The sequence below is a fragment of the Mesorhizobium sp. WSM4307 genome, from assembly GCF_007003945.1.
GTDB lineage: Bacteria > Pseudomonadota > Alphaproteobacteria > Rhizobiales > Rhizobiaceae > Mesorhizobium.
On the sequence record NZ_VFTB01000004.1, the window covers coordinates 429,758 to 452,933 of the forward strand.

Consider the following 23,176-nt stretch of genomic DNA (forward strand, 5'->3'; position numbering starts at 1 on the left):
GCATTGCCGCCCCGCATCATATCGTGCCGGCCAGCGAAAATGACGGGGTCGGGCGTATGATTGCGGACAGGCCAAAACCAATTGCGGCATGAATGCGGCATTCAGTTGCGGTTCAGCTTCCATCTCATATAAGCTCCCATGCAAAGGGCGAAAATGCCTTGCGAAATGCAACAGAGGCGGTGGGAACACCGATATTGCAACATGTGGAAGTCTCTCGTCGCTGCCGTGGCTTTGCTCGCCGTGAGCGGCTCGGCCCATGCCGCCAGCGCGGTCAACAAGGACGCCGAGACCCGCACGCTGGTCGTGACGGAAGGCGGCAGCAAGACCGAGCTTGCGCTGGCCGGTGGTGAAACCGTCGAATTCTGCCAGAACGGCTGCTTCGTCACCTTGCCGAACGGTGACCTTGAAGCCCTGACCGGCTCGGAAACCGTCGAAATCTCGGGCGGCGTCGCCCGCATCAAGTAACCCAGGCGCCATGATTGGAAAGGCCGGGCATTTGCTCGGCCTTTTATCGTTTCCGGTAGCTGTTGTTTAACAATGACGCCGGAAATACCGCCGCGGCAGCCGCCTGCAACCAGGCGTTTTAACGTTCGCTGCGCCATACCCCGCTATACCAGCGTCAAGACGCCGAAAAGCGGCGCTCAACGGGTTTCCGGCGTTCCGGATCATAGGCTGGCAGGGCAGGACGGGCATGGATGCGCGGTCGGACAGGAACGCAATACCGCTTGCGGTCGATCTCGACGGCACGCTGATCGCGACCGACCTGTTGTGGGAAGGCATGTTCCTCCTCCTCAAGAAGAACCCGCTCTATATCTTCCTGGTGCCGTTCTGGGCCGCCGCCGGGCCGGCGCGGCTGAAGCAGGCGATCGCACAGCGCATCGATATCGACCCCGCGACGCTGCCCTATCGCGCGCCGCTGCTCGACCGGCTGCGCGCCGAGCACGGCGAAGGCCGCAAGATCGTGCTGGCGACCGGTACGCCGCGCAAATTCGCCGACGCCATATCGGCCCATCTCGGCATTTTCGACCGTGTGCTGGCGACCGACGGCCTCGACAATCTCACCTCCGGCAAGAAGCGCGCCTCGCTGATATCAGCCTATGGCGATGGCGGCTTCGACTATGCCGGCAACAGCCGCCATGATCTCCAGGTCTTCGACGCCGCGCGCAATGCAATCGTCGTCGCGCCCGACCGTCATGCGGCGCGCTGGCAGGCAGTGCATGGCGCCGAAACCATGCCGGCGCCAAGGCCGACCTTGCGGACCATCATCAAGATGCTGCGCGTGCATCAGTGGCTGAAGAATTCGCTGATCGCCGTGCCGATGGTGCTGTCGCACGAATATTTCAACACCAACATGATCTGGGAATGCCTGCTGGCGTTCGTCTCGTTCAGCGCGGTAGCGTCGGCGATCTATATCCTCAACGATTTCTTCGATCTGGCGCTCGACCGCAAGCATGTCACCAAGTGCAACAGGCCGTTCGCCAGCGGTGCGCTGTCGATCCCGTTCGGTCTGGGTGCCATCGCGGTGCTGCTGACGATCGGCGTCGGTACCGGGCTGTTCCTGTCGCCTGAATTCCTGGCCGTGCTTGGCGGTTACATGGTCGTCACGACGGCCTATTCGCTATCGTTCAAGCGCATGCTGCTGGTCGATGTGCTGACGCTTGCCGGCCTCTACACGATCCGAGTGATCGCCGGTGCGGCCGCGACCGGCGTCGCCGTCTCGTTCTGGCTGCTCGCCTTTTCGATCTTCTTCTTCCTGTCGCTGGCGCTGGTGAAACGCTTCGTCGAACTGCGCACAACCGCCATTCCGCCCGGCGAACGCATTGCCGGGCGCGGTTATCGCACGGAAGACCAGGAGATCGTCGCCCAGGCCGGCATGGCCTCCGCCTTCTCCTCGGCGCTGGTTCTGGCGCTCTACATGGACAGTGTCGCGGTGCGCGAGCTTTACCCGCATCCGTGGCTGATCTGGCCGCTGCCGCCCATCGTGCTTTACCTCACCATGCGCGTCTGGATCCTGGCGCGCCGCGACGAGATGAATGACGACCCGGTCGTCTTCATCATCCGTGACTGGCGCAGCCAGATCGTGGTGCTGATCGGCGCCGTGCTGCTGGTCATCGGGGGTTGGTAGGCATGGCCGAACGCTTTCGGAGCTTTGGCCTTGCCACGCCGCCGGCGCCGCGTGCGATCCACGCCGACGATGCCATCGCGCTGCTGAAGGGTGGCCAGGCGAAGGAAGCCTCGCTGCTTGCCTATGGCAACGGGCGTTCCTACGGCGATTCCTGCCAGAACCAGGCCGGCACGGTCGTCGATATGCGGACGCTGAACCACATCCGCGCCTTCAACGCCGAGACGGGCGTGCTCGAAGCGGATGCCGGTGTGCTGCTGTCCGATATCATCGCGTACGCCGCACCTTACGGTTTCTTCCCGGCGGTGGTTCCGGGCACGCAGTTCGTCACGCTCGGCGGCGCCATCGCCAATGACGTGCACGGCAAGAACCACCATCGGCGCGGCACGTTCGGCTGCCATGTCGAAAGCTTCACGCTGCTGCGGTCCGATCGAAAGACCTATCGCTGCTCGGCCACCGACAATCCGCGCCTGTTCCGGGCCACCATCGGTGGCATGGGCCTGACTGGCCTGATGCTCTCAGCCTCGATCCAGCTCATGCGGGTGCCTTCGCTCGACATCGTCGAGAAGACGACGCCATTTCGTGATCTCGGCGAATTCTTCGAGCTGGCCGAGGCGGCCGACCAGGCCAATGAATATGCGGTGGCCTGGATCGACCAGCTCGCCGGCGGCCGCAACAATGGGCGTGGGCTGCTGTTTACCGGCAACCATGCCGAGCACGGCTCGCATGCGGCCTCGCGCGCCGGCGGCAATCTTTCCGTGCCGTTCCAGCCGCCCTTCAATGTGCTCAACCGGCCGTTCCTGACTGCTTTCAACGCCGCCTACCGGTGGAATAAAAGTCGCGCGACCGCGCCGCGCCAGACCGGCTACCACGGTTTTTTCTTTCCGCTCGACGGCGTGCGCGACTGGAACCGGCTCTATGGTCCCAATGGGCTGTTCCAGCACCAGAGCGTGGTGCCGGAGGAGGTGGCGCGCAGCGTCGTGCCGGAATTGCTCGCGGCGGCCCGGCGAGCCGGGCAAGGATCTTTCCTCACCGTGCTGAAGCGCTTCGGTTCGATCCGATCGCCGGCGCTGCTGTCGTTCCCGCGCCCCGGCTACACGCTGACGCTGGATTTCCCCAACAAGGGAGCGTCGACGCTTGCCCTGCTTGGCGAACTCGACCGCATCACGGTCGCGGCCGGGGGGGCGGTCAATCCCTACAAGGATGCGCGCATGGGCGCGGCAATCTTTGCTGCTTCCTTCGCGGACTGGCCGAGGCTGGAAGCGCTGCGCGATCCTGCCTTCATGTCCGATTTCTGGGCGCGCACGGCCGGCGGCATCGACCTGCGGCGGCGCGGCGTGGAGGCCGCCGAATAGATAAAAATGGAATGAATCGTGGTTAGCGGACGGTTAATTGCAAGATTTACTTAAAACAGTCTTGTGAGTTCACGAAATCTTTTGGGCTTTGTATTAGTGGAAATCACGGGGTTGGCGCGCGAGCATGAAATATATCGTCTTTATTCTCTTTACGGTCATGACCAATGCCGCTGCGCAGCTTATGCTGAAGCAAGGCATGATGTTGCTTGGGCCGATCTCGTTCGAGGCCGTCAATCCGCTCGTCAAGCTGCTGCAGATCGTCTTTAGCCCCTGGGTGTTCCTCGGGCTCTGCACCTTCGTGATTTCCATGGCTTCGCACCTCTATGTGCTGTCCAAGGTCGAGCTTTCCTTTGCCTATCCCTTCCTCAGCCTCGCCTATGTCGCCGTCGCCATCTTCGCCTATTTCGTCTTTCGCGAGGACCTCAATGGCTGGCGCATCGCCGGCATCGCCTTCATCTGCGTCGGCACGGTGCTGATCGCGCAAAGCGGGCGAGGGCATGAGGACCAGACCGCTTCCATCACGCCCGACAAGATCCCTGCAAACGAGACCGTTCGATGAGACATGTGATTTTCGGCGGTGACGGCTTTGTCGGCCGCCACCTTGCGCCCAAGTTCGTGGCGGACGGCGAAGAGGTCATCGTCGCCGACATCGCCAGGAGCGACCTTGCGCACTACCGCAACGTCCGGTTCGTCCAATGCGACGTCACCGATCCGGCGTCGGTCGCTGCCGTCGGGCTCAAGGCCGACGACATGGTCTACAATCTGTCGGCCAAGATGCTGTCGCCGATCCAGGTGCGCGCCAAACGGCACGACTTCTTCTTCCCGGTGAATTTCCACGGCACCGAGCACATCATACAGGCTATGGACAAGGCTGGTGCGTCCAGGCTCGTCCACTACACGACGGACATGATCTACGGCCACACCGTCACCCAGCCGATGACCGAGGAGCACCCCGTCACGCCGCTCGGCGAATATGGCTGGTCGAAGCAGAAGACCGAGGAACTCGCCGCCGAATGGCGCAAGCGCGGCATGTCGATCTCGCTGTTCCGGCCGCGCCTGATCATCGGCCCAGGCCGGCTCGGCATCCTCGAAAAGCTGTTCAAGCTGATCGACTGGAACCTTCCAGTGCCAATGATCGGCTCCGGCAGGAACCCCTATCAGTTCATTTCTGTTTTCGATTGCGCGGAAGCTGCCCGCGCGGCCTGGAAGGCCGGCGTGCCCAATGAGGCCTATAATCTCGGCTCGCTCAACCCGCCGCCGGTGAAGAAATTGCTCGGCGATCTCATCCGCCATGCCGGCTCGAAGTCGATGCTGCTGCCGACGCCCGGCTGGGCGGTCAAGCGCACGCTCGACCTGCTCGATCTCGTAAACATGCCGATCATGGATCCCGAACAATATCTGATCGCCGACGAGGAATGCGTGCTCGACGTGTCCAAGGCCGAGCGTCAGCTCGGCTGGGTGCCGCAATATCGCGACGAGGACATGCTGATCGCCGCCTACAGCGAATACCGCGCCAAGAAGGGCGGGCCTGCTGTCGCCACCAAACATGTGCCCGCCGAATAGCGGTCGCGCCAAACAATTCATGGCGCACGACGCTGGTCGTAGCGCGGACAGGAGATTGAAATGACCGTCATGGCCAAGCCCGAACAGACGAATGCGGGCACCATGGTGAGCGCGCCGGCACTGTCGCCCGCAGCAATAGCCAAGCCCGACCTGATCAGTGTCGAGCAGGCCAAGGCGATGGATGTCGCCCGCATGACCGACCTGTTCAAGGCGCATCTCAATCCCGGCCAGCTGCACTTCATGAAGCTGCTCGGCTTCCACAAGATCAAGATCGAGCGTGCCGAAGGCATGTTCTACATCGATCAGAACGGCCGCAAGATCCTCGACTTCTTCGGCGGCTTCGGTTCGCTGGCCTTCGGCCACAACCATCCGCGTATCCTGGACGCACGCAAAAAATTCCAGGAGGAGAAGCGCCAGGAAATCGCCATCGCCTTCATGTCGCAATATGCGGCAGCGCTCGCGCACAACCTCGCCAAATGCTCGCCCGGCGATCTCGACATGGTGTTCCTGGGTTCGTCCGGCTCGGAGGCGATGGAAGCGGCGGTGAAGCTCGCCGAACGCGCTGCCGGCCCGAAGCGGCCGAAGATCGTCTATGCCGAGAATTCCTTCCACGGCAAGACCAAGGGCGTGCTCGGCATCACCGACGGCCAGCTCTACCGCGCCGATTTCAAGGTGGCCGACAATACAGTGCGCATTCCCTTCGGCGACATCGAGGCGGTCGAGAGCCTGTTTCGTTCGGATCCGGAGGTTGGCGTCATCGTGCTCGAAACCATCCAGGGCGGCGGCGGCATCATCCAGGCAGAGGCGCAATACTGGCAGAAGCTGCGCGCGCTCTGCGATCAGTATGGGGTGCTGTGGGTCGCAGACGAAGTGCAGTGCGGCTATGGCCGCTCGGGCCGCTTCTATGCCTTCGAACATTACGGCGTCCTGCCTGACGTGACGGCGCTGGCCAAGTCGCTCGGCGGCGGCAAGGCGGCTGTCGGCGCGATGATCGCCAGGCGCGACGTTTACATGAAGGCCTACGGCACGCCGAAAACGGCGATGATCCATGCCATGGCAACCTTTGGCGGCATGGGCGAGGCCTGCGTCACCTCGATCGAGGCGCTCAACGTGCTTTATGACGAGGGGCTGATCGACAACGCCGCGATCACCGGCGACTATCTGCTGCAGCGACTGCAGGCGCTCAAGGAAAAGTACCCGAAGATCATCAAGGACGTGCGCGGCAAAGGCCTTATGGTCGGCCTGGAGTTCCACGATTTCTCGCAGACCTTGCCGATGGTGCTGCGCCCGGTGGTCAGCATGCTCGACGACAAGCTGAAGGGCTCGCTGTCAGGCTTTGTCGGCGCGCTGCTGCTGCGCGACTACGACGTGCTCGTCGCCTTTACCGAATACAACCGCAACGTCATCCGACTCGAGCCACCGCTGATCTGCCAGCGCGAGCATGTCGACCACTTCGCCGATGCCTTCGACAGCCTGCTGTCGCGCGGCATCGTGTCTATCGTGAAGGACTTCGTCAAAAGCCAGGTCCGTTAGAAGAGAGTCCGTTGAGCACAAAAAGATGCTGACCAAGTCTCCCGCTGCGAAAAACCCGCTCGACCGGCTCACCGAGACCGGTCTGGCGTGGGGCGAGGGGACCTATGCGCGCTTGGCCGCACCCATCGGCGCGGTAGCCTTCGCGCTCTACATCCTTCTGACGGCATTCACGGCGTGGGTGATGCCCGATGCCAATTGGGACATGCTGCCCTACCTTGCCATCGCCGAAGAGGGCACCCATCCCGACGCACAGGCGCTGCATGATTATGCCTACAGCACCGTCAAGGCAGGCGTGTCGGCGGGTGGCTACAAGGCGCTGACCGATGATGGCGGCGGCTTCCGCAGTCACATGACGGAAAATGCCGCCGACTTTCATTCGCTGCTCGGCATGTACCGGATAAAATTCCTCTATGCCGAGATCCTGTCGACGCTGAGCGCGGTGATGTCGCCGGTCGAGGCGATGCGGCTGGTACAGGTGTTTTCGGTGCTTTTGTTCGGTGCGATCGCGCTGCTTTGGCTGCACAGGGACAAGGCCCTGGCCTTGGCGCCGGTGATCGGCGCGGTGTTGATCATGGCTGATTTCGGCGATGCGGCGCGCGCTTCGACGCCGGACCTGCTGACGTCGGTGCTGCTGCTCGGCGGGCTCTACGCCTATGTCAGAGGCCGCGAGGCGGCGACGGCGATCCTGCTCTTCCTCGCCTTCATGGTGCGGCCGGACAATATTGTTTTCCTTGCCATATTCGCGGTGCTGCTGGTCGCCTTCCGGCAGAAGGCGTGGGGCGCGCTAGCCGGCTTTGCGGCGTCCTTCATCGCCTATTTCGCCATTTCGCACTGGGCCCAGCATCCCGGCTGGTGGCCGCATCTGTGGTTCTCGAGCATCGAGCAGCACTACAATATGGATGGGTTCGAGCCGGCGTTCTCGGTCACCGCCTACCTCAGGGCGTTTGCGACATCGCTGCTGCGCGCCGTCAATTTGAACAGCTGGGTCGGCGTTTCGGTGCTGGCACTGGCCGGCTGTTTTGCCACCAGCCGCGCCGGTTTTCGGCTCGACCGGCGTGCAGGCATCCTGTTCGCGGCGCTGGTGCTGGGTGCGCTGGCGAAGTTCACGGTCTTTCCGATCCATGACACGCGTATCTATTTCCCACATCTGATCCCGCCCTTCCTGCTGCTGGCAACGCCGTTCATGGCGCTGTGGGCAGCATCGGTCCGCGGCCAGCATCGCGCGGCCTTGCACGTCATTCCGGGAGACAAGCCATGAGTTCGCTATCCAGCCTGGCGCGCATCGCCTTGTCGCTCGGCCTTCCCTCGGGCCTGCTCGATCGCGGGCCGTCGCTGCGTGGCACGAAATTCCTGGCGAAGGCGGCGCTGAAAGCGCGCTTCGGCGGGGCAGGGCAGCCGTTCCAGATGGTCAATGTCGGCGCCTGCGACGGCGCGCTGTTCGACGATGTGACGCCGTGGCTACACAGGATTGCCGGCGCCCGCGCCATGCTGGTCGAGCCGATCCCGTACAATCAGAAACGCCTGCGCGCCAACTATCCCGATACGCAGCGCTTCATCATCGAGCCGGTGGCAGTGACCAGGACCAAGGGCACGATCACCGTTCACACGTTCGATGCCGCGGCGCTTGAGGCCGGCACGCTGCCGATCGAGTTTATCGGCTGCTCCTCGGTCACCGACACCAATCTGATGTCGGGCAAGAACGCCTGGGGCGAGGCCGACGCCAATTTCAACAAGTTCGCACCGCACCTCAGGGATATCGAGGTGCCGTCGGAAACGCTGCAGACGCTGCTCGACCGTAACGGCATCAGCCATATCGACGCCTTCCTCGTCGATTGCGAGGGTGCCGACTGGATCGTCTTCGAACAGCTTGATCTGAAACGCTATCGTCCCGGCATGATCAAGGTCGAAGTCGGCGCGCTGCCGGCGGCGGAGATCGGCCAGGTCGTGGTCAAGCTGAAGACGGCGGGCTACCAGGTCGGTTTCCAGGCCGAGGACGTCTGGGCCTTCGCCTGACGGCTGGCGTTTTCATGGGGTCGCGCCGCACCCGCAGCGTGTCGCAAACAGGCGGTAGCGCCGTGCCTGTCGTCTGCATATTGTGCGCCGATCAAACGGGCGCCGACGCTGCCCGCAATAGCATCTGGAGTCGCGGGCAATGGCAGAGTTTCCGAAAAAGGCGAAGGTCGTTATCATTGGCCTCGGCGGTATTGTCGGCGCGTCGATCGCCCATCACCTGATCGAACGTGGCTGGACCGATATTGTCGGCATCGACAAATCGGGCATCCCGACCGATATCGGCTCGACCGCGCACGCTTCCGATTTCTGCTACACCACCAGCCACGATTTCCTGTCCTGCTGGACGACACTTTATTCCATCGATTTCTACGAGAAGATGGGTCATTACGCCCGCATCGGCGGCCTCGAAGTGGCTCGCCTCGGCGACGATGGCCGCATGGACGAGATCAAGCGCAAGATCGCCTCGGCAAAGGCCTTTGGCACGCGCGCGCGCCTGATCGAGCCGGCCGAGATCAAGGAGAAGTTCCCGCTGATCGAAGAGGGGATGGTGCAGGGCGGCCTTTGGGATCCGGACGCAGGTCTGGTCATCCCGCGCTCGCAGACCGTCGCCGGCAAGCTGGTCGACCAGGCGGAAGCGTCGGACAAGCTCAAATCCTTCGCCAACACGCCGGCCAAGTCGCTCGTGGTCAAGGACGGCCGCATCAGCGCCGTGGTGACCGATCGCGGCACGATCGAGGCCGACTATGTCATCGTGTGCGCCGGCATCTGGGGCCGGCTGATCGCCGAAATGGTCGGCGAGGACCTGCCGGTCATGCCGATCGACCATCCGCTGACTTTCTTCGGCCCCTACAACGAGTTCGCCGGTACCGGCAAGGAGATCGGCTGGCCGCTGCTGCGCGACCAGGGCAATTCGGCCTATATGCGCGACACCGGCGACCCCAAGACCGCCGAGGGCGGCCAGATCGAGTGGGGCTATTACGAAGAAAACAACCCGCGCCTTTGCCATCCGCGCGATCTGCTGGAGAAGGACCAGGCGCGGCTGTCGCCGTCGCAGCGCGATCTCGACATGGAGCAGATCCTGGCGCCGCTCGAACGCGCCATGGAGTTGACGCCGATCCTGGGCGAACTCGGCTACAACGAAAGCCATTCCTTCAACGGCCTGCTGCAGGTGACCGCCGATGGCGGGCCGTCGATGGGCGAAAGCCAGAAGGTGAGAGGGCTGTGGTATGCCGTCGCCATCTGGGTCAAGGATGGCCCCGGCATGGGCAAGCTGATAGCCGACTGGATGACGGACGGCCGCACCGCGGTCGACCATCACGCCATCGACTATGCACGCTTCTATCCGCACCAGACGAAGGAACAGTTCATCTGGGATCGCTGCACCGAGACGGCGATGAAGGTCTACAATCCCGCGGTGCATCCGCGCGAGCCCTTCTCCAAGGGCCGCAACATCAGGCGCTCGCCGTTCTGGGAGCGCGAGAAGGAGCTCGGCGGTTATTTCATGGAACTGGGCGGCTGGGAGCGTGCTCATGGTTACGCCGCCAACGAGCACCTGCTGGAGAAGTATGGCAATCGCGTTCCCGTACGCGAGAACGAGTGGGACAACCGCCATTTCTGGCGCGTCTCCAATGCCGAGCATCTGGCGATGAGCGAGGATTGCGGCATCGTCAACCTGTCGCATTTCTCGATGTATGACGTCGAAGGGCCAGACCACGTCGCGCTGCTGGAATGGCTGTGCGCGGCCAAGATCGGCGGCGACAACAACATCGGCAAGGGCATCTACACCCACTTCCTCGACGAGGAAGGCATGGTGCGCGCCGACTTCACCGTGATCCGTATGGCCGACCGCTGCCGCGTGATCGACGGCGCCGATGCCGGCCCGCGCGACTTCCGCTACATGCAGCGCACAGCGCAGGACAAAGGCTTTGACGTCACCGTCACCGATGTGACGGAGAAATACGTCACCATCGGCATTTGGGGTCCGAATGCCCGCACCACCTTGCAGAAGGTGGTCGAGAATCCCGAGGGCCTTTCGCTGGAGAATTTCCCCTTCGCGGCGATCAAGCCGGTCAGGATCGGCGGCAAGGATGTCACCGCCTTCCGCATCTCCTATGTCGGCGAGCAGGGCTGGGAACTGCATATGCGCTACGAGGATGGCCTCGCCGTCTGGGACGCGCTGCGCTCGACCGGCGTCATGCCGTTCGGCGTCGAGACCTATGCCAACACGCGCCGCATGGAAAAGAGCCTGCGCCTGCAGAATGCCGACCTTCTGACCGAGTACAATCTGTTGGAAGCCGACCTCGCGCGTCCGAAGGTCAAGGAGAACGATTTCTGCGGCAAGGCCAAGCATGTGGAATACCGCGCCCGCGAGCACCAGCTGGCGACTTTGTGCACGCTGGTGATGACCGAAAACACCGATTCCAAGGGCGTGGCGCGTTATCCCGTTGGCACGATGCCGGTGCTGGATCCGGCTACCGGTGAGACGCTGGTCGACGAGCTCGGCCGCCGCTCCTTCACCACCTCGGTCGCCTATGGGCCGACGATCGGCAAGAACATCGCGCTCGCCTATCTGCCGCATTCATATGCGCAGGAAGGCCGCAAGCTTGAGGTCGAATATTTCGGCGAGACCTATCCGGTCGAGGTCGCCGGCGTCGGCTACAAGCCGCTCTATGACCCGGAGAACCTCAAGCCGCGCAGCTGATCGGTCGGGCGGACCACGGGACTTATTGCAAAAGCCTGGCTGCGAGCCGGGCTTTTGTCTTTTTAAGCGGGCGGTTTTCGCTTACCCTTGCGGCATGTCTGCTTTATCGCGCGCGAGACATCTGCTTTCCGGCTGCGCCGCGCTGGCTCTGATGCTTTCGCTGACGCCGGGGTCTCGCGCGGATGAGCCGGTCGATGTCGAGCTGGTGCTGGCGGTCGACGTTTCGCTGTCGATGTCGGCGGACGAGCTCGAGATCCAGCGCCATGGCTACGCGGCGGCGCTGACGCATGACAATGTGCTGCAGGCGATCGCCGATGGCGCCCATGGCAAGATCGCCGTCACCTATGTCGAATGGGCCGGCACCACATGGCAACGCGTCATCGTGCCATGGACTGTCATCGCAACCCGAGCCGACGCGGAGCGGGTGGTCGCGCAATTGTCGGCGCAGCCGCCGAACAGTGCGCGGCGCACCTCGATCTCCGGCGCGCTGGAATTCGGCAGCGATCTGTTCGCCGAAAGCGGCTACCAGGGGACCAAGCGGGTCATCGACATTTCCGGCGACGGGCCCAACAACCAGGGCGCTCCGGTCAATCTCACCCGCGACGGCGTGGTCAGACAAGGCATCGTCATCAACGGCCTGCCGCTGATGACCCGGGGTGGCCTTTCCGGCGCTTACGACGTCAACGATCTTGACCGCTACTACAGCGACTGCGTCATCGGCGGCCCGGGCGCCTTCATGATCCCGGTCAACGACTGGACGCAATTTCCCGAAGCCATTCGCCGCAAACTGGTGCTGGAGCTTGCCGGCCCGACCTCACCGCAATGGGCGGCGGAGGAGGCCGATCATCCGCCGGTGGTGCTGGCGCAGGACAAGCCCGCCGCCGACTGCCAGATCGGCGAGAAAATGTGGCGAAACCGCAACTGGATGCTCGACAGCCGCTGAGCCGGGCGAGCCAACCAACGGTGACGACCGACACGATCGCAGCTCTTCGGCCGAGCGCCGTTGCGGCGACTGTCCACGGGCAGGGCTTCAATTCTGTCCAACGCAAGTGGTAGAGGCGAGCCTGCAGGCAGCAGCCGAACACGTTCCTGTTGATTGACAAGCCGACGGGCGTCTGTGAACAATTTCGCCCAGAGAAACAAAAGGGGAACCGACATGAACAGAATCGCCGTTTTCGCCGCGACTTTGACGCTTGCCGCCGGTCTGTCCGCGCCGGTGATGGCCGCCACATCGGTCACCATCGGCATCAGCGGCTGGACCGGCTTCGCACCGCTGACGCTCGCCAAGCAGGCAGGCCTCTTCGACAAGCACGGCCTCGACGTGACCTTGAAGAAGGTGCCGCAGGCCAGCCGTCCGCTCGCCATCGCCAGCGGCGACCTGCAATGCGCCGCCACTACCGTCGAGACGTGGCTGGTGTGGAACGCCAGCGGGGTGACCACCAAGCAGATCTTCCAGCTCGACAAATCCTATGGCGCCGACGGCATCGTCGTGCGCAACGACATCAAGACGGTCGCCGATCTCAAGGGCAAGAACGTCGCCTCCTCGGCCCTGGGCACGTCGCCCTATTTCCTGCTCGCCTGGGTGCTGAACAAGAACGGCATGTCGACCAAGGACGTGACGGTAGTCAATCTGGAGCCGGACGCGGCGGCGCAAGCCTTCCTCGCCGGCCAGAACGATGCGGCGGTCACCTATGAGCCGTTCATCTCGGCCGTGCGCGACAAGGCCGACCAGGGCCACATACTGGCGACCACGCTCGACTATCCGATGGTGCTCGACACGGTCGGCTGCACGCCCGAATTCCTCAAGGCCAATCCCGACGCCGCCAGGGCGCTGGCCGACAGCTATTTCGAGGCGCTCGACCTGATCAAGAAGGACCCGCAGAAATCCTATGAGATCATGGGCGCCGACGTGAAGCAGTCGGCCAAGGAATTCGAGGATTCGGCGAAGTACCTGAAATGGGCCGACAAGGCCGAGAACCAGCAGTTCTTCACCAAGGAATTCCAGGATTTTTCCAAGACCGCGGGCGAGTTGCTGCTGCAGATGGGGCTGATCAAGGAAGCGCCCGACGTCGCCACGCTGGCCGACACCAGCGCGGTGGCGAACTGATCGTCAGGCCTTTGCCCATCGTGCGGCGGCGTCCGGCGCCGCCGCTCTTTCCTCGACACGTGACCATTTGATGGGGACGATGTGAAGATGCGCCCCTTGCATCCAGTCTCGCCGAGCCTGCGAACCGTGCTCGGCATTTCCTTTTTCGTGCTGTTTATTGCCTTCTGGGCCTGGATCACGCTTGGCGGCCACGTCAACCGCATCTTCCTCGCCGATCCGCTATCAATGCTCAGGGATGGCTGGCGGCTGCTGGTCGAGGACCGCTTCTGGCTCGACATATTGATCACCATCTGGCGCGTCTTCGGCGGCTTCGTGCTGGCCTCGGTCGTCGCCGTGCCGATCGGCATCGCCATGGGCGCCTGGAAGCCGGTGGAAGCGTTCCTGGAACCCTTCGTCTCCTTCGCCCGCTATTTGCCGGCCTCGGCCTTCATTCCGCTGCTGATCCTGTGGGCCGGCATAGGCGAACTGGAAAAGCTGCTGGTCATCTTCGTCGGCTCGGTGTTCCAGATCATCCTGATCATCGCCGTCAAGGTCGGCTCGACGCGGCGCGATCTGGTCGAGGCCGCCTATACGCTGGGCTCGACGAGCAACGGCATCGTCAAACGGGTGATCATGCCGGCCAACGCGCCCGAAATCGCCGAGACGCTGCGGCTGGTGCTCGGCTGGGCCTGGACTTATGTCATCGTCGCCGAGCTGATCGGTTCGTCCTCCGGCATCGGCTACATGATCATCAACAGCCAGTCGCGGCTGGCGACCGGACAGATCATTTTCGGCATCATCGTCATCGGGCTGATCGGGCTGTTGTCCGACTTCGCCTTCAAGGCGTTCAACCGCTGGCTCTTTCCATGGAGCCTGGCGTGAGCAAGCTTCTCATCGAGGGCGTCTCGCGCACCTTTGCCGGCGTGCGTGGCGGACCGCCGGTCAAGGCACTGATGCCGATCGATCTGGCGGTCGCCGCCAACGACTTCATCACCATTCTGGGGCCGTCCGGCTGCGGAAAGTCGACACTGCTTAGAATTGTCGCCGGCCTGGAGGCGCCCAGTGAAGGCCGCGTGCTGCTCGACGACAAGGCCGTGACGCGGCCGGGACCCGATCGCGGCATGGTCTTCCAGTCCTACACGCTGTTCCCGTGGCTGACGGTGACTGAGAACATCGCCTTTGGCCTGCGCGAACGCGGCATGGCGCCGAAGGAGCGGGACGACATCGTCGCCTCCTATGTCGATCTGGTCGGGCTGAGGGGATTTGAAAATCATTGGCCGAAGCAACTCTCCGGCGGCATGCAGCAGCGCACGGCGATCGCCCGTGCGCTCGCCAACGATCCCGAGATCCTGTTGCTGGACGAGCCGTTTGGCGCGCTCGACAACCAGACGCGCGGGCTGATGCAGGAGCTGCTTCTCGGCATCTGGGAGCGGCGCAAGAAGACGGTGCTGTTCGTCACCCACGATATCGAGGAGGCGATCTTCATGGCCTCGCGCGTCATCGTGATGACGGCGCGGCCCGGCAGCATCAAATCGGATGTCGCCATCGACCTGCCGCATCCGCGCCACTACACGCTGAAGACCAGCCCGGAATTCTCGGCGCTGAAAGCGCGGCTGACCGAGGACATCCGGGTCGAGGCGATGCGCACGGCACAGACGCAGCCGGCCGAGGCCTGATCCGGCGATCAGGCCGCCAGCAACTGCTTGCGGTCGACACGCTCCTGCTGCGGCGAGCGGGCGTAGAGCTCGCGGTAGCACTTCGAGAAATGCGAGGCCGAGACGAAGCCGCAGGCGACCGCCACCTCGACCACCGGCATTGAGGACTGGATCAGCAGATGCCGGGCGCGGTCGAGGCGGATCTCCAGATAGTAGCGGGCAGGGGAACGACCCATCTCGGTGCGGAACAGGCGCTCGATCTGGCGACGCGAAAGGTCGACATGGTCGGCGATCTCGATCAGCGACAGCGGCTCGGAGAGATTGCCTTCCATCAGCTCGATAATGGTCAGCACTTTCGAGTTCTGCACGCCGAGACGGGCTCGCAGCGGCAGGCGCTGGCGGTCGGTCGGGCTGCGCACGCGATCGGTCAGCACCTGTTCGCAGACCCGGTTGACGAGGCTCTCGTCGAAATCGTCGCCGATCAGCTTCAGCATCATGTCGAGCGCGGCGGTGCCGCCGGCGCAGGTATAGATGTTCTGGTCGACTTCGAAGAGGTCGGCAAAGACATTGGCCTTCGGGAACGCCTCGGAAAAGCCCGGCAGGTTTTCCCAATGGATGGCGCAGCGCTTGTTGGACAGGAGGCCGGCGGCGGCAAGGATGTGCGCGCCGGTGCACAGGCCGCCAACGGCGACCCCACGATTATACTCCTCGCGCAGCCAGGCGAAGGCCGATTTGTTATGGTAGCGCTCGACATCGATGCCGCTGCAGACGATGGCCATGTTGGGCCGGTCGGGGCCCGCCATCTTCTTGCGCTCTTCCTCCAGCGAGGTGTTGACCGCGCATTCGACGCCGTTCGAGGCGCGCACCGGCTTGCCGTCGATGCTGGCCAGCCGCCAGCGATAGGCCTCGTAGCCGAGCATGCGGTTGGCGGAGCGCAGCGGGTCGAGTGCGGTCGCAAAAGCGATCATAGTGAAATCGGGGACAAGGAAAAAGACAAACGATCGCTTGATCGGATGCTTGATGGCGTTCACGGGAACCTCACCTGGCCATGGCGCGAACAGGATGTCGCGAATAGCATAGCGACATCAGGAAAAACCTTGGCTGTCAATCGTCTGCGCTGCCTCAGTGAGACAAAATTTGCGACATGGGTCGCAAATGGGCAATCAGTGTGCGGCAGTGCTCAGGGGAGCTGCATCAACTGTTCACGCGACAGGCAAAATGTACAAAGGCAAGACAAAAAACGCCGCCGTGGCTGGAGCCAGGCGGCGTTACAGTTCTTGAAGCAGCGGCAGGGAGACGCTGCCTGGAAAATAGTCAGGCGACGAAGCCGAGCCGCGCCGCAGCCATCGCACCGGTCTGGCCGGGCATGGTGTTGGCAAGGCGCTGGCGCTCGAGAGCGGTGGTCAGGTTCATTTCGCGGCGGGTAAAGAGGCGGGCAAAAAGCTTCATTATCATCTCCTATCGGTTGCTCAGACGGGTCGCCTTCGCTTGATGGAGTGGGGCAGCTCGTTTGCTGGCGGTGATATAGGCTTGTGTTGTGTAAAACTAAATCGCAAAAACGAAGCGCTTGATATGAAATGCGACACGGATTGCGACAAATTTGGGCAAGGTGCCTAGGATTTGCGATTGTTTACAGGAAGTTAGTTCGAAAACAGGCCGCTATGCGGCTTGTTCATATGCGCCATGCAGCGGCGGCATGGCTTAGGAAATCATTTGAACGCAAATAAAATAGAAAAGGCCTGCCGGCGGGCTGCGCGGCAGGCCTTCAGCACAGGGTACACACGATTTACTTTGCTCCAGCCCAGGATCCGACGCCGTTGCGAATGCCGGTCTTGGTGTCGGCGGCTTCTGGCCAGCCGATATCCTTCTGCAATTCGATCGGCAGGGAATGGATGGCGCGTTCGGTCTGGTAGCGGGCGCGTGCCGCGCTGAATTCAGTCGCGATGCGACCGAGGGACGAGAGGATAGACATTTCATTCTCCTTAGGTGCCGGGCCGGAGACATTCCGGCCTTTGATGTGGGGGCTTACACGCGGCGTGTTTCAACCCCATTTCATGTCGATTGCAGGCCTGTGACATGGTCGTTTCATGGCTGCTTGTGGCAGCAACCTCAATCGATGGAGTTGACTATCCTCCTGATCCGGTGTTCAATCAAACGAAATGGAATGATGCTTTGTATCAGAAAAATTGAAGGTCGCTTCCCATGAACGCCCCGCTCAATCATCCGCTGCCGCTCCTCGATCTCGACGTTTTGCGCACTTTCGTGGCGATTGCCGAGACCGGCAGCTTCACCACCGCCGCCAATGCCGTCTTCCGCACACCGTCCGCCGTCTCCATGCAGATCAAGAAGCTGGAGGACATTCTCGGCCGTTCGGTGTTCGCGCGCGATGCGCGTTCCGTATCGCTGACCACGGACGGCGAGATGCTGCTCGGCTATGCCCGCCGGCTGCTGTCGATCAACCGCGAGGTGGTGTCGAAGTTCATCATTCCCGAGATTGTCGGGGTGGTGCGGCTCGGCTCGCCGGATGATTACGGCGAGCGCGTGCTGCCGCATGTGCTGAAGCGTTTCGCGCAGTCGCATCCCTCGATCGCCGTCGACGTCACCATAGACCAGAGCAGCAATCTGCGCCGGCGCATGGACGACCGCGCGCTCGACATCACGCTTCTGACCAACTCCTACAAGACCAGCGCACTCGGCGCCGAAGTGCTTTTGACCGAGCCGATCGTGTGGGCAGGCGCCAAGGGCGGCTGCGCGCATCTGCGCGAGCCCTTGCCGGTTTCGCTGTGGGAAGAGGGCTGCGCCTGGCGTGCCGGCGCGCTCGAAGCGCTGGGACGCGAGGGCCGCAACTACCGCGTCGCCTATATGAGCGCGCATACGGCAGGCCAGCGTGCCGCGATCATGGCCGACCTCGCGGTCGCGCCGCTGCCGCGATCATTCCTCGGCAACGATATGGTCGAACTCTGCCCGAAGGACGGCATGCCCGATATCGGCACCTACAACCTCGCCATGGTGGTGGCGCCGGACGCCAGCGCGCCGGTCAAGGCCGTCGCCGACCACATCCGCGCGACCTTCGAAGTGTTCCGGGAAACCGGCAAGTTCTGATCTGTCGCCGGATCGAAAGCGCTACTCCGCCGCCGCCTCGGCGGAGGGCGCTTGAGACCTCGTTTTCCTGTCTTGCCTGACCGGTGAGCGGCTCTCGCCGAGGAACGTGACGATGCGCTGTCGCGCACGTCGCGATTCCGGCATGTCGATCAACGGCCAGGCGTGGAACATGCCTTCCTCGTGGACGACATCAACCTCGACACCCGCTTCCCGCGCCTTTTGCGCGAAGATCAGATTGTCGGGCGTCAAGAGATCGCGCGAGCCGGTCAAGAGCAGCGTTTTCGGCAGCACCGACAGGTCGCCGTAAATCGGGCTGATGTGCCAGTCGCTGCGATCGATGCCGGCGCTGTACATCCGGATCGCTTCGAGACCGCCGGGAATACCGAGCCAGGGATCGTTGCGCTCGGCCTCGAACAGATCGGGGTTGGAAAGCGACATGTCGAGGCCGGGCGAGATAAGCACGTGGTGCGAGGGCAGGGGCAAGCCTTCTTCCGCGGCCATCATGGTCAGCACCACCGCCATGTTGCCACCGGCGGAATCGCCCATGAAGACGATGTCTTCCGCCTCGGTCTCGTCGAGCATCTGGCGATAGACGTCGCCGACCATGCCGAACATGGCGTGAAAATCGTGCTCCGGGGCGATGGGATAGATCGGCACCGTGATGCCATGGCCGAGCCGGTCGGCCATGTCGGCAATCAGGTGCCAGTGATAGGGCGTGATTTCAAAGACATAGGCCCCGCCATGCAGGTAGAGAATCCGCTTCTGCTCGTCACCTCTTGGGGCGATTTCGTAGACGGGAAAGCCGTCGACGGTGCGCGTCTGGATGTCGAAACGCTGATGCAGCGAGGCCGGCGGATGGTGATCCTCGGTCTTGCGTGCGGCCGCGATCCAGCGCTTCAGGTTTTCCGGGCTGGCAAACGCCTTCTTGCGGCTGTACCTGAGCACGAAGGACACGATGTGGCTTTTGAAACTTGGCATGCGGATACACGAACTTCGGCTGCAGCCGACTAAGAGAAACCTCCACTATTTCCGAAGATCGTACGCTCGCCCGAAATGTCAAGATTTGCGCTCTGTCCACACGGCGGTGTGATCCGCGCCGCCGTCAGCGGCGCGGCAAAAGGGCCGCGCGCAGCCGGTTGCTGGTGGCGACGGGGGATTTCCGAGATCCCCGGCGCCTGCCGAGCAATTCGCATTTGTCGGCAAAGGTCATCAGCGCGCCGTGCCCAGAAGCAGCGACGTGAGCGCGGCCTGCGGATCGCTGGGCGGCGATGCCGGCCAGCCAATGTCCTTCTGCACATGCGCCGGCAGGCTGTTCAGCGCGCGGATCGCCTTGTTCCTGGCGTGGTTCTGCCTGATGGTCACACCGAAGCGGCCGAGATTTTCGAACATCGACATTTTCATCTCCCTTGAAGAACGGCGACGACCGAGGAATATCTTCGGCCGCCGTTCGATGCGGGGTAAATGCGCCTGCCATGTATCGGATGGATTTCGCGAAAACAGTGTTTCGGTTTCCGGATCGGTCGATCCGGAAACATTTGCATGCAAATGAGTTTGAGGTTGGAGACGGCCTGTGAAGGTCGCGTCTATTCGCGGCCACGCCTCGCCGCGTGGCCTTCGCGCGAGCGCCGGCGCGGCGTGGCGTCGCCGGCGATGCCGTCCTCGCTCACCGTCTTGCGCGGCGGCAGTTTCACGGCCGCCGACAGTTTCGGGAACGGGTCGACCTTGTTGGGCAGCGCCATGGCGTAGACGAAATGCTCCTGGAATTTCGGCTCCAGCGCGGTCTCGATCTTCTCGATCTGGCTCACCGTCTCCTCGATCTCGCGGCGATAGCCGCGGTTCAAGAGCGCCATGCGCGCACCAGCACCTGCGGCGTTGCCGACGGCGGAAACCTTGTCGAGCTCGCAATCGGGGATCAGGCCCAGCACCATGGCGTATTTCGGATCGATGAAGGAGCCGAAGGCGCCGGCGAAGTGGATGCGGTCGACATGGTCGGTATTCTGCTTTTCCATCAACAGCTTGGTGCCGGCATAGAGTGCGGCCTTGGCGAGCTGGATGGCGCGCACGTCGGTCTGGGTGATGGTGATCTTCGGCTCGCCTTCCTTGAGCACATAGGAGAAGGTGCGGCCATTGGCGGTGACGCGCGGCGAGCGTGCACTCAGCGATCCGTCGACCACGCCGTCCTCGGAAATGATGCCGGCAAGATACATTTCCGCCACCACCTCGATGATGCCGGAGCCGCAGATGCCGGTGACGCCGGTCGCCTGCACGCTTTCCAGGAAGCCCGGTTCGTCGGACCACAGTTCCGAGCCGATGACGCGGTATTTGGGCTCCAGCGTGTCGGGATCGATGCGCACGCGTTCGATGGCGCCGGGCGCGGCACGCTGGCCGCCGGAGATTTCGGCGCCTTCGAAAGCCGGACCGGTCGGAGAGGAGGCCGCCACGACCCGCGCACGGTTGCCGAGCACGATCTCGGCATTGGTGCCGACGTCGACGATCAGCATCATCTCGTCCTGGCGATGCGGGCCTTCCGACAGCGTCACCGCCGCCGCGTCGGCGCCGACATGGCCGGCGATGCAGGGCAGCATATAGAGGCGCGCACCCTGGTTGAGCTTGAGGCCGATGTCGGAGGCCTTGATCCGCACCGCGCCCGAGACGGCGAGCGCGAAGGGGGCGCCGCCGAGTTCGGTCGGATCGATGCCGAGGAACAGATGGTGCATGATCGGATTGCCGACGAATACGGAATCCAGAATGTCGTTGCGCTGGACATTGCCCTCCGCGCACACCTTGTCGATGAGGCTGGAGATCGCCTCGCGCACGGCCACCGTCATGCCTTCGCGGCCGTCCGGGTTCATCATCACATAGGAGACGCGGCTCATCAGATCCTCGCCGAAGCGGATCTGCGGGTTCGAGGTGCCGGACGAGGCGGCGACTCGGCCCGACAGGAGCGACACCAGATGCATGGCGATGGTGGTCGAGCCGATGTCGCAGGCCAGCCCGTAGGCCTCGTTCTTGAGGCCAGGCCACAAGGCGATGACGCGCGCGATGTCGCTGTCGGCATCCTTGTGGATGGCGGCGGTCGCGGTCCAGTTGCCCTTGCGCAATATGCCTTGCACCTGCGGCAGCAGGTAGAAATCGAATTCGAGGTTTTTGAAGCCCCAATCCTTCATCAGCGCGATCTTCAGCCGGTCGAGGTCGCCGAGCGGTTTGTGCATGTCGGGCTCTTCGATCTCGACATAGCACATGCGTATCGCCGTATCGCGGGCGATCACCCTGGTGTCGGCATCCTTGCGGATGGTCTGCGCGTTGATGACGGTGTCCTGCGGGACGTCGATGACGAGGTCGCCGAGGATCTGCGCCGAGCAGGAGAGGCGGCGCCGCTCAGGCAGGCCGCGCACGCGCTCGTAGCGCTCTTCCTTCGGTCCCTTGGGCGAGATGTGGTCGTTGGAGGAGACGATCTTGTGCTTGGCGAAATTGCCTTCCTGCACCTCGATCTGGCAGCGCCCGCACGTGGCGCGGCCGCCGCACACGCTCTCGACATAGACACCGAGCTGGCGCGCGGCATCGAGCACCGGCGTGCCGACAGGAAACCGCCCGCGCTTGCCCGACGGCATGAACAGCACGAGTGGATCGGTAATGTTGGCAGGCGAGTTCATGCGTACACGTGTCTCGGAAGGGATTGTCGATACCGTTTAACGGATCGTTTCATTATTGGGCGGAGTGTCTGATGGTCCAGAGGCCAATCATGTCCGATCTCCTGCTGTCCAGCATATTTACCGCCTTTACCATGGTGCGGGTGCTGAAGGGGCCGTGGCTGCGCAATCCGCAATATCTGGCCACCGGAATTCTCGGCGCGATCGTCGCGGTGCTGCTGCTGCACGGGCTGTGGCCCGCCTATGACGATGACTTCGTCATAGGCGGCGTGACAGGCATATTCGGATCGTGGGCGGGAATGGCGTTGTTCGACGCCATATTGGGCGTCGCCTGACCGCAACGCAGGCGCGTCCGACCGCATCGATGATGCGATCGGTCCAGCGTGGTTTGCAGTCCGGTTCACGATTGCGCGCTTACCCCCGAGCCATGCGGGCTTCACGGCCGCCGCGGCGGCGGCCACCGTTGGCAGCGCCGTCGCCCGGCGCATTGACCTGCGTCGGCGCCGCGACCGCATGGCCGCCTTCGGCCGGCTTGTAGTCCTTGTAGGTCCTGATCCAGTTGGTGCAGTTCTCGTCGGTGCCGTTGAGCACATTGGCGCCGCGCACGGCTTCCATTTCCTGCGGACGCACCGGGTTCATGATGGCGCTCGTCATGCCGGCGCCGATCACCATCGGGATGAAGGCGGCGTTGATGCCATGGCGGTGCGGCAGGCCGAAGGAGATGTTGGACAGGCCGCAGGTGGTGTTGACCTTGAGCTCTTCGCGCAGGCGGCGCAGCAGCGCGAATACCTGGCGGCCGGCGTCACCCAGCGCGCCGATCGGCATGACCAGCGGGTCGACGACGACGTCGTGCGCGGGAATGCCGAAATCGGCGCAGCGCTGGACGATCTTCTTGGCGACGGCGAAGCGCACGTCCGGATCCATCGAAATGCCGGTCTCGTCATTGGAGATGGCGACGACCGGGACGTTGTATTTCTTGATCAATGGCAGGATGGCTTCGAGTTTTTCTTCCTCGCCAGTGACGGAATTGACCAGCGGGCGGCCCTTGGCGACCTTGAGCGCCGCCTCGATCGCCGCGGTGACCGAGCTATCGATCGACAGCGGCAGGTCGACGAGCCCTTGGACGATCTCGAGCGTCTGCACCAGCAGCGCCGGTTCGGTCGCGTTGGGGTCGACGGCGGTGACGCCGGCATTGACGTCGAGCATGGTGGCGCCGCAGGCGGCCTGTTCCAGCGCGTCCTTGATGACGGTCTCGAAATTGCCGGCCACCATCTCGGCGGCGAGCTTTTTGCGGCCGGTCGGGTTGATGCGCTCGCCAATCACGCAGAAGGGCTGGTCGAAGCCGATGATGATTTCTCGTGTCGCCGAGGCAACGATGGTCCGGGTCATGAAATCT

22 protein-coding genes are annotated in these 23,176 nt (G+C 63.1%); 15 read left to right on the forward strand and 7 right to left on the reverse strand.

Features of this window, described 5'->3' with window-relative positions; translation table 11 throughout:
* Nucleotides 1–201 precede the first annotated feature (201 nt).
* The 13 genes from FJV83_RS12095 (at nt 202) to FJV83_RS12155 (ending at nt 15,049) form a co-directional block, all read left to right on the forward strand.
* Nucleotides 202–465 (forward strand): hypothetical protein, encoded by a 264-nt coding sequence (locus FJV83_RS12095; protein WP_027145877.1) that lies wholly within the window; start codon nt 202–204, stop codon nt 463–465.
* Nucleotides 466–691: 226 nt separating this feature from the next.
* Nucleotides 692–2,125, forward strand: a complete 1,434-nt coding sequence (locus FJV83_RS12100; protein WP_142885283.1) for a UbiA family prenyltransferase — start codon at nt 692–694, stop codon at nt 2,123–2,125.
* 2 nt (nt 2,126–2,127) lie between these two features.
* Nucleotides 2,128–3,477: an FAD-binding oxidoreductase gene (locus FJV83_RS12105; RefSeq protein ID WP_142885284.1), complete on the forward strand. Its 1,350-nt coding sequence runs from the start codon at nt 2,128–2,130 to the stop codon at nt 3,475–3,477.
* Nucleotides 3,478–3,601: 124 nt separating this feature from the next.
* Entirely contained in the window at nt 3,602–4,036 is a 435-nt protein-coding gene (locus FJV83_RS12110; protein WP_142885286.1) for an EamA family transporter, read from the forward strand.
* The gene (locus FJV83_RS12115; protein ID WP_142885287.1) at nt 4,033–5,040 is read left to right on the forward strand and encodes an NAD(P)-dependent oxidoreductase; all 1,008 of its coding nucleotides are present in this window, start codon (nt 4,033–4,035) and stop codon (nt 5,038–5,040) included. Before FJV83_RS12110 ends, FJV83_RS12115 begins: the two co-directional genes overlap by 4 nt.
* Before the next feature lie 102 nt (nt 5,041–5,142).
* Complete coding sequence (locus FJV83_RS12120) at nt 5,143–6,573, forward strand: aspartate aminotransferase family protein (protein WP_185973332.1); 1,431 nt, start codon at nt 5,143–5,145, stop codon at nt 6,571–6,573.
* Between the two features lie 25 nt (nt 6,574–6,598).
* A complete protein-coding gene (locus FJV83_RS12125) occupies nt 6,599–7,831 on the forward strand; it encodes a DUF2029 domain-containing protein (protein ID WP_142885289.1) in 1,233 nt (410 codons plus the stop codon).
* Nucleotides 7,828–8,586, forward strand: a complete 759-nt coding sequence (locus FJV83_RS12130) for an FkbM family methyltransferase (protein WP_142885290.1) — start codon at nt 7,828–7,830, stop codon at nt 8,584–8,586. Before FJV83_RS12125 ends, FJV83_RS12130 begins: the two co-directional genes overlap by 4 nt.
* 139 nt (nt 8,587–8,725) lie before the next feature.
* Nucleotides 8,726–11,287 carry an FAD-dependent oxidoreductase gene (locus FJV83_RS12135; protein WP_142885291.1) on the forward strand — a complete coding sequence of 854 codons (2,562 nt, stop codon included), beginning with the start codon at nt 8,726–8,728 and terminating at the stop codon, nt 11,285–11,287.
* 94 nt (nt 11,288–11,381) lie between these two features.
* Nucleotides 11,382–12,230, forward strand: coding sequence for a DUF1194 domain-containing protein (locus tag FJV83_RS12140; protein WP_095772958.1), 849 nt, complete (start codon nt 11,382–11,384; stop codon nt 12,228–12,230).
* Between the two features lie 213 nt (nt 12,231–12,443).
* Nucleotides 12,444–13,394, forward strand: coding sequence for an ABC transporter substrate-binding protein (locus FJV83_RS12145; protein ID WP_142885292.1), 951 nt, complete (start codon nt 12,444–12,446; stop codon nt 13,392–13,394).
* A gap of 87 nt (nt 13,395–13,481) precedes the next feature.
* Entirely contained in the window at nt 13,482–14,255 is a 774-nt protein-coding gene (locus FJV83_RS12150; protein WP_095772956.1) for an ABC transporter permease, read from the forward strand.
* The gene (locus tag FJV83_RS12155; protein WP_095773114.1) at nt 14,252–15,049 is read left to right on the forward strand and encodes an ABC transporter ATP-binding protein; all 798 of its coding nucleotides are present in this window, start codon (nt 14,252–14,254) and stop codon (nt 15,047–15,049) included. Before FJV83_RS12150 ends, FJV83_RS12155 begins: the two co-directional genes overlap by 4 nt.
* A gap of 8 nt (nt 15,050–15,057) precedes the next feature.
* Here the strand turns inward: FJV83_RS12155 and FJV83_RS12160 are convergent, their stop codons facing one another.
* From FJV83_RS12160 to FJV83_RS12175, 3 genes are all read right to left on the reverse strand, one after another.
* Nucleotides 15,058–16,059: a GlxA family transcriptional regulator gene (locus tag FJV83_RS12160; protein ID WP_095772955.1), complete on the reverse strand. Its 1,002-nt coding sequence runs from the start codon at nt 16,057–16,059 to the stop codon at nt 15,058–15,060.
* 283 nt (nt 16,060–16,342) lie between these two features.
* On the reverse strand, nt 16,343–16,477 hold the full coding sequence (locus tag FJV83_RS37540) for a hypothetical protein (RefSeq protein WP_080512035.1): 135 nt from the start codon (nt 16,475–16,477) through the stop codon (nt 16,343–16,345).
* Nucleotides 16,478–16,814: 337 nt separating this feature from the next.
* On the reverse strand, nt 16,815–17,000 hold the full coding sequence (locus FJV83_RS12175) for a hypothetical protein (protein WP_095772954.1): 186 nt from the start codon (nt 16,998–17,000) through the stop codon (nt 16,815–16,817).
* Nucleotides 17,001–17,230: 230 nt separating this feature from the next.
* Between FJV83_RS12175 and FJV83_RS12180 the strand changes: the two genes are divergently transcribed.
* Nucleotides 17,231–18,130 (forward strand): LysR substrate-binding domain-containing protein, encoded by a 900-nt coding sequence (locus FJV83_RS12180; protein WP_010910020.1) that lies wholly within the window; start codon nt 17,231–17,233, stop codon nt 18,128–18,130.
* Nucleotides 18,131–18,151: 21 nt separating this feature from the next.
* Here the strand turns inward: FJV83_RS12180 and FJV83_RS12185 are convergent, their stop codons facing one another.
* From FJV83_RS12185 to FJV83_RS12195, 3 genes are all read right to left on the reverse strand, one after another.
* Entirely contained in the window at nt 18,152–19,108 is a 957-nt protein-coding gene (locus FJV83_RS12185) for an alpha/beta hydrolase (RefSeq protein WP_095772953.1), read from the reverse strand.
* 231 nt (nt 19,109–19,339) lie between these two features.
* Nucleotides 19,340–19,525, reverse strand: coding sequence for a hypothetical protein (locus FJV83_RS12190; protein WP_027046953.1), 186 nt, complete (start codon nt 19,523–19,525; stop codon nt 19,340–19,342).
* Nucleotides 19,526–19,713: 188 nt separating this feature from the next.
* Nucleotides 19,714–21,783, reverse strand: a complete 2,070-nt coding sequence (locus FJV83_RS12195) for an ASKHA domain-containing protein (RefSeq protein ID WP_095787430.1) — start codon at nt 21,781–21,783, stop codon at nt 19,714–19,716.
* A gap of 71 nt (nt 21,784–21,854) precedes the next feature.
* Between FJV83_RS12195 and FJV83_RS12200 the strand changes: the two genes are divergently transcribed.
* Nucleotides 21,855–22,115 carry a hypothetical protein gene (locus tag FJV83_RS12200; protein ID WP_095772951.1) on the forward strand — a complete coding sequence of 87 codons (261 nt, stop codon included), beginning with the start codon at nt 21,855–21,857 and terminating at the stop codon, nt 22,113–22,115.
* 79 nt (nt 22,116–22,194) lie between these two features.
* Here FJV83_RS12200 and FJV83_RS12205 read toward each other — a convergent pair whose 3' ends face one another.
* The gene (locus FJV83_RS12205; protein WP_095772950.1) at nt 22,195–23,169 is read right to left on the reverse strand and encodes a methyltetrahydrofolate cobalamin methyltransferase; all 975 of its coding nucleotides are present in this window, start codon (nt 23,167–23,169) and stop codon (nt 22,195–22,197) included.
* Nucleotides 23,170–23,176 lie beyond the last annotated feature (7 nt).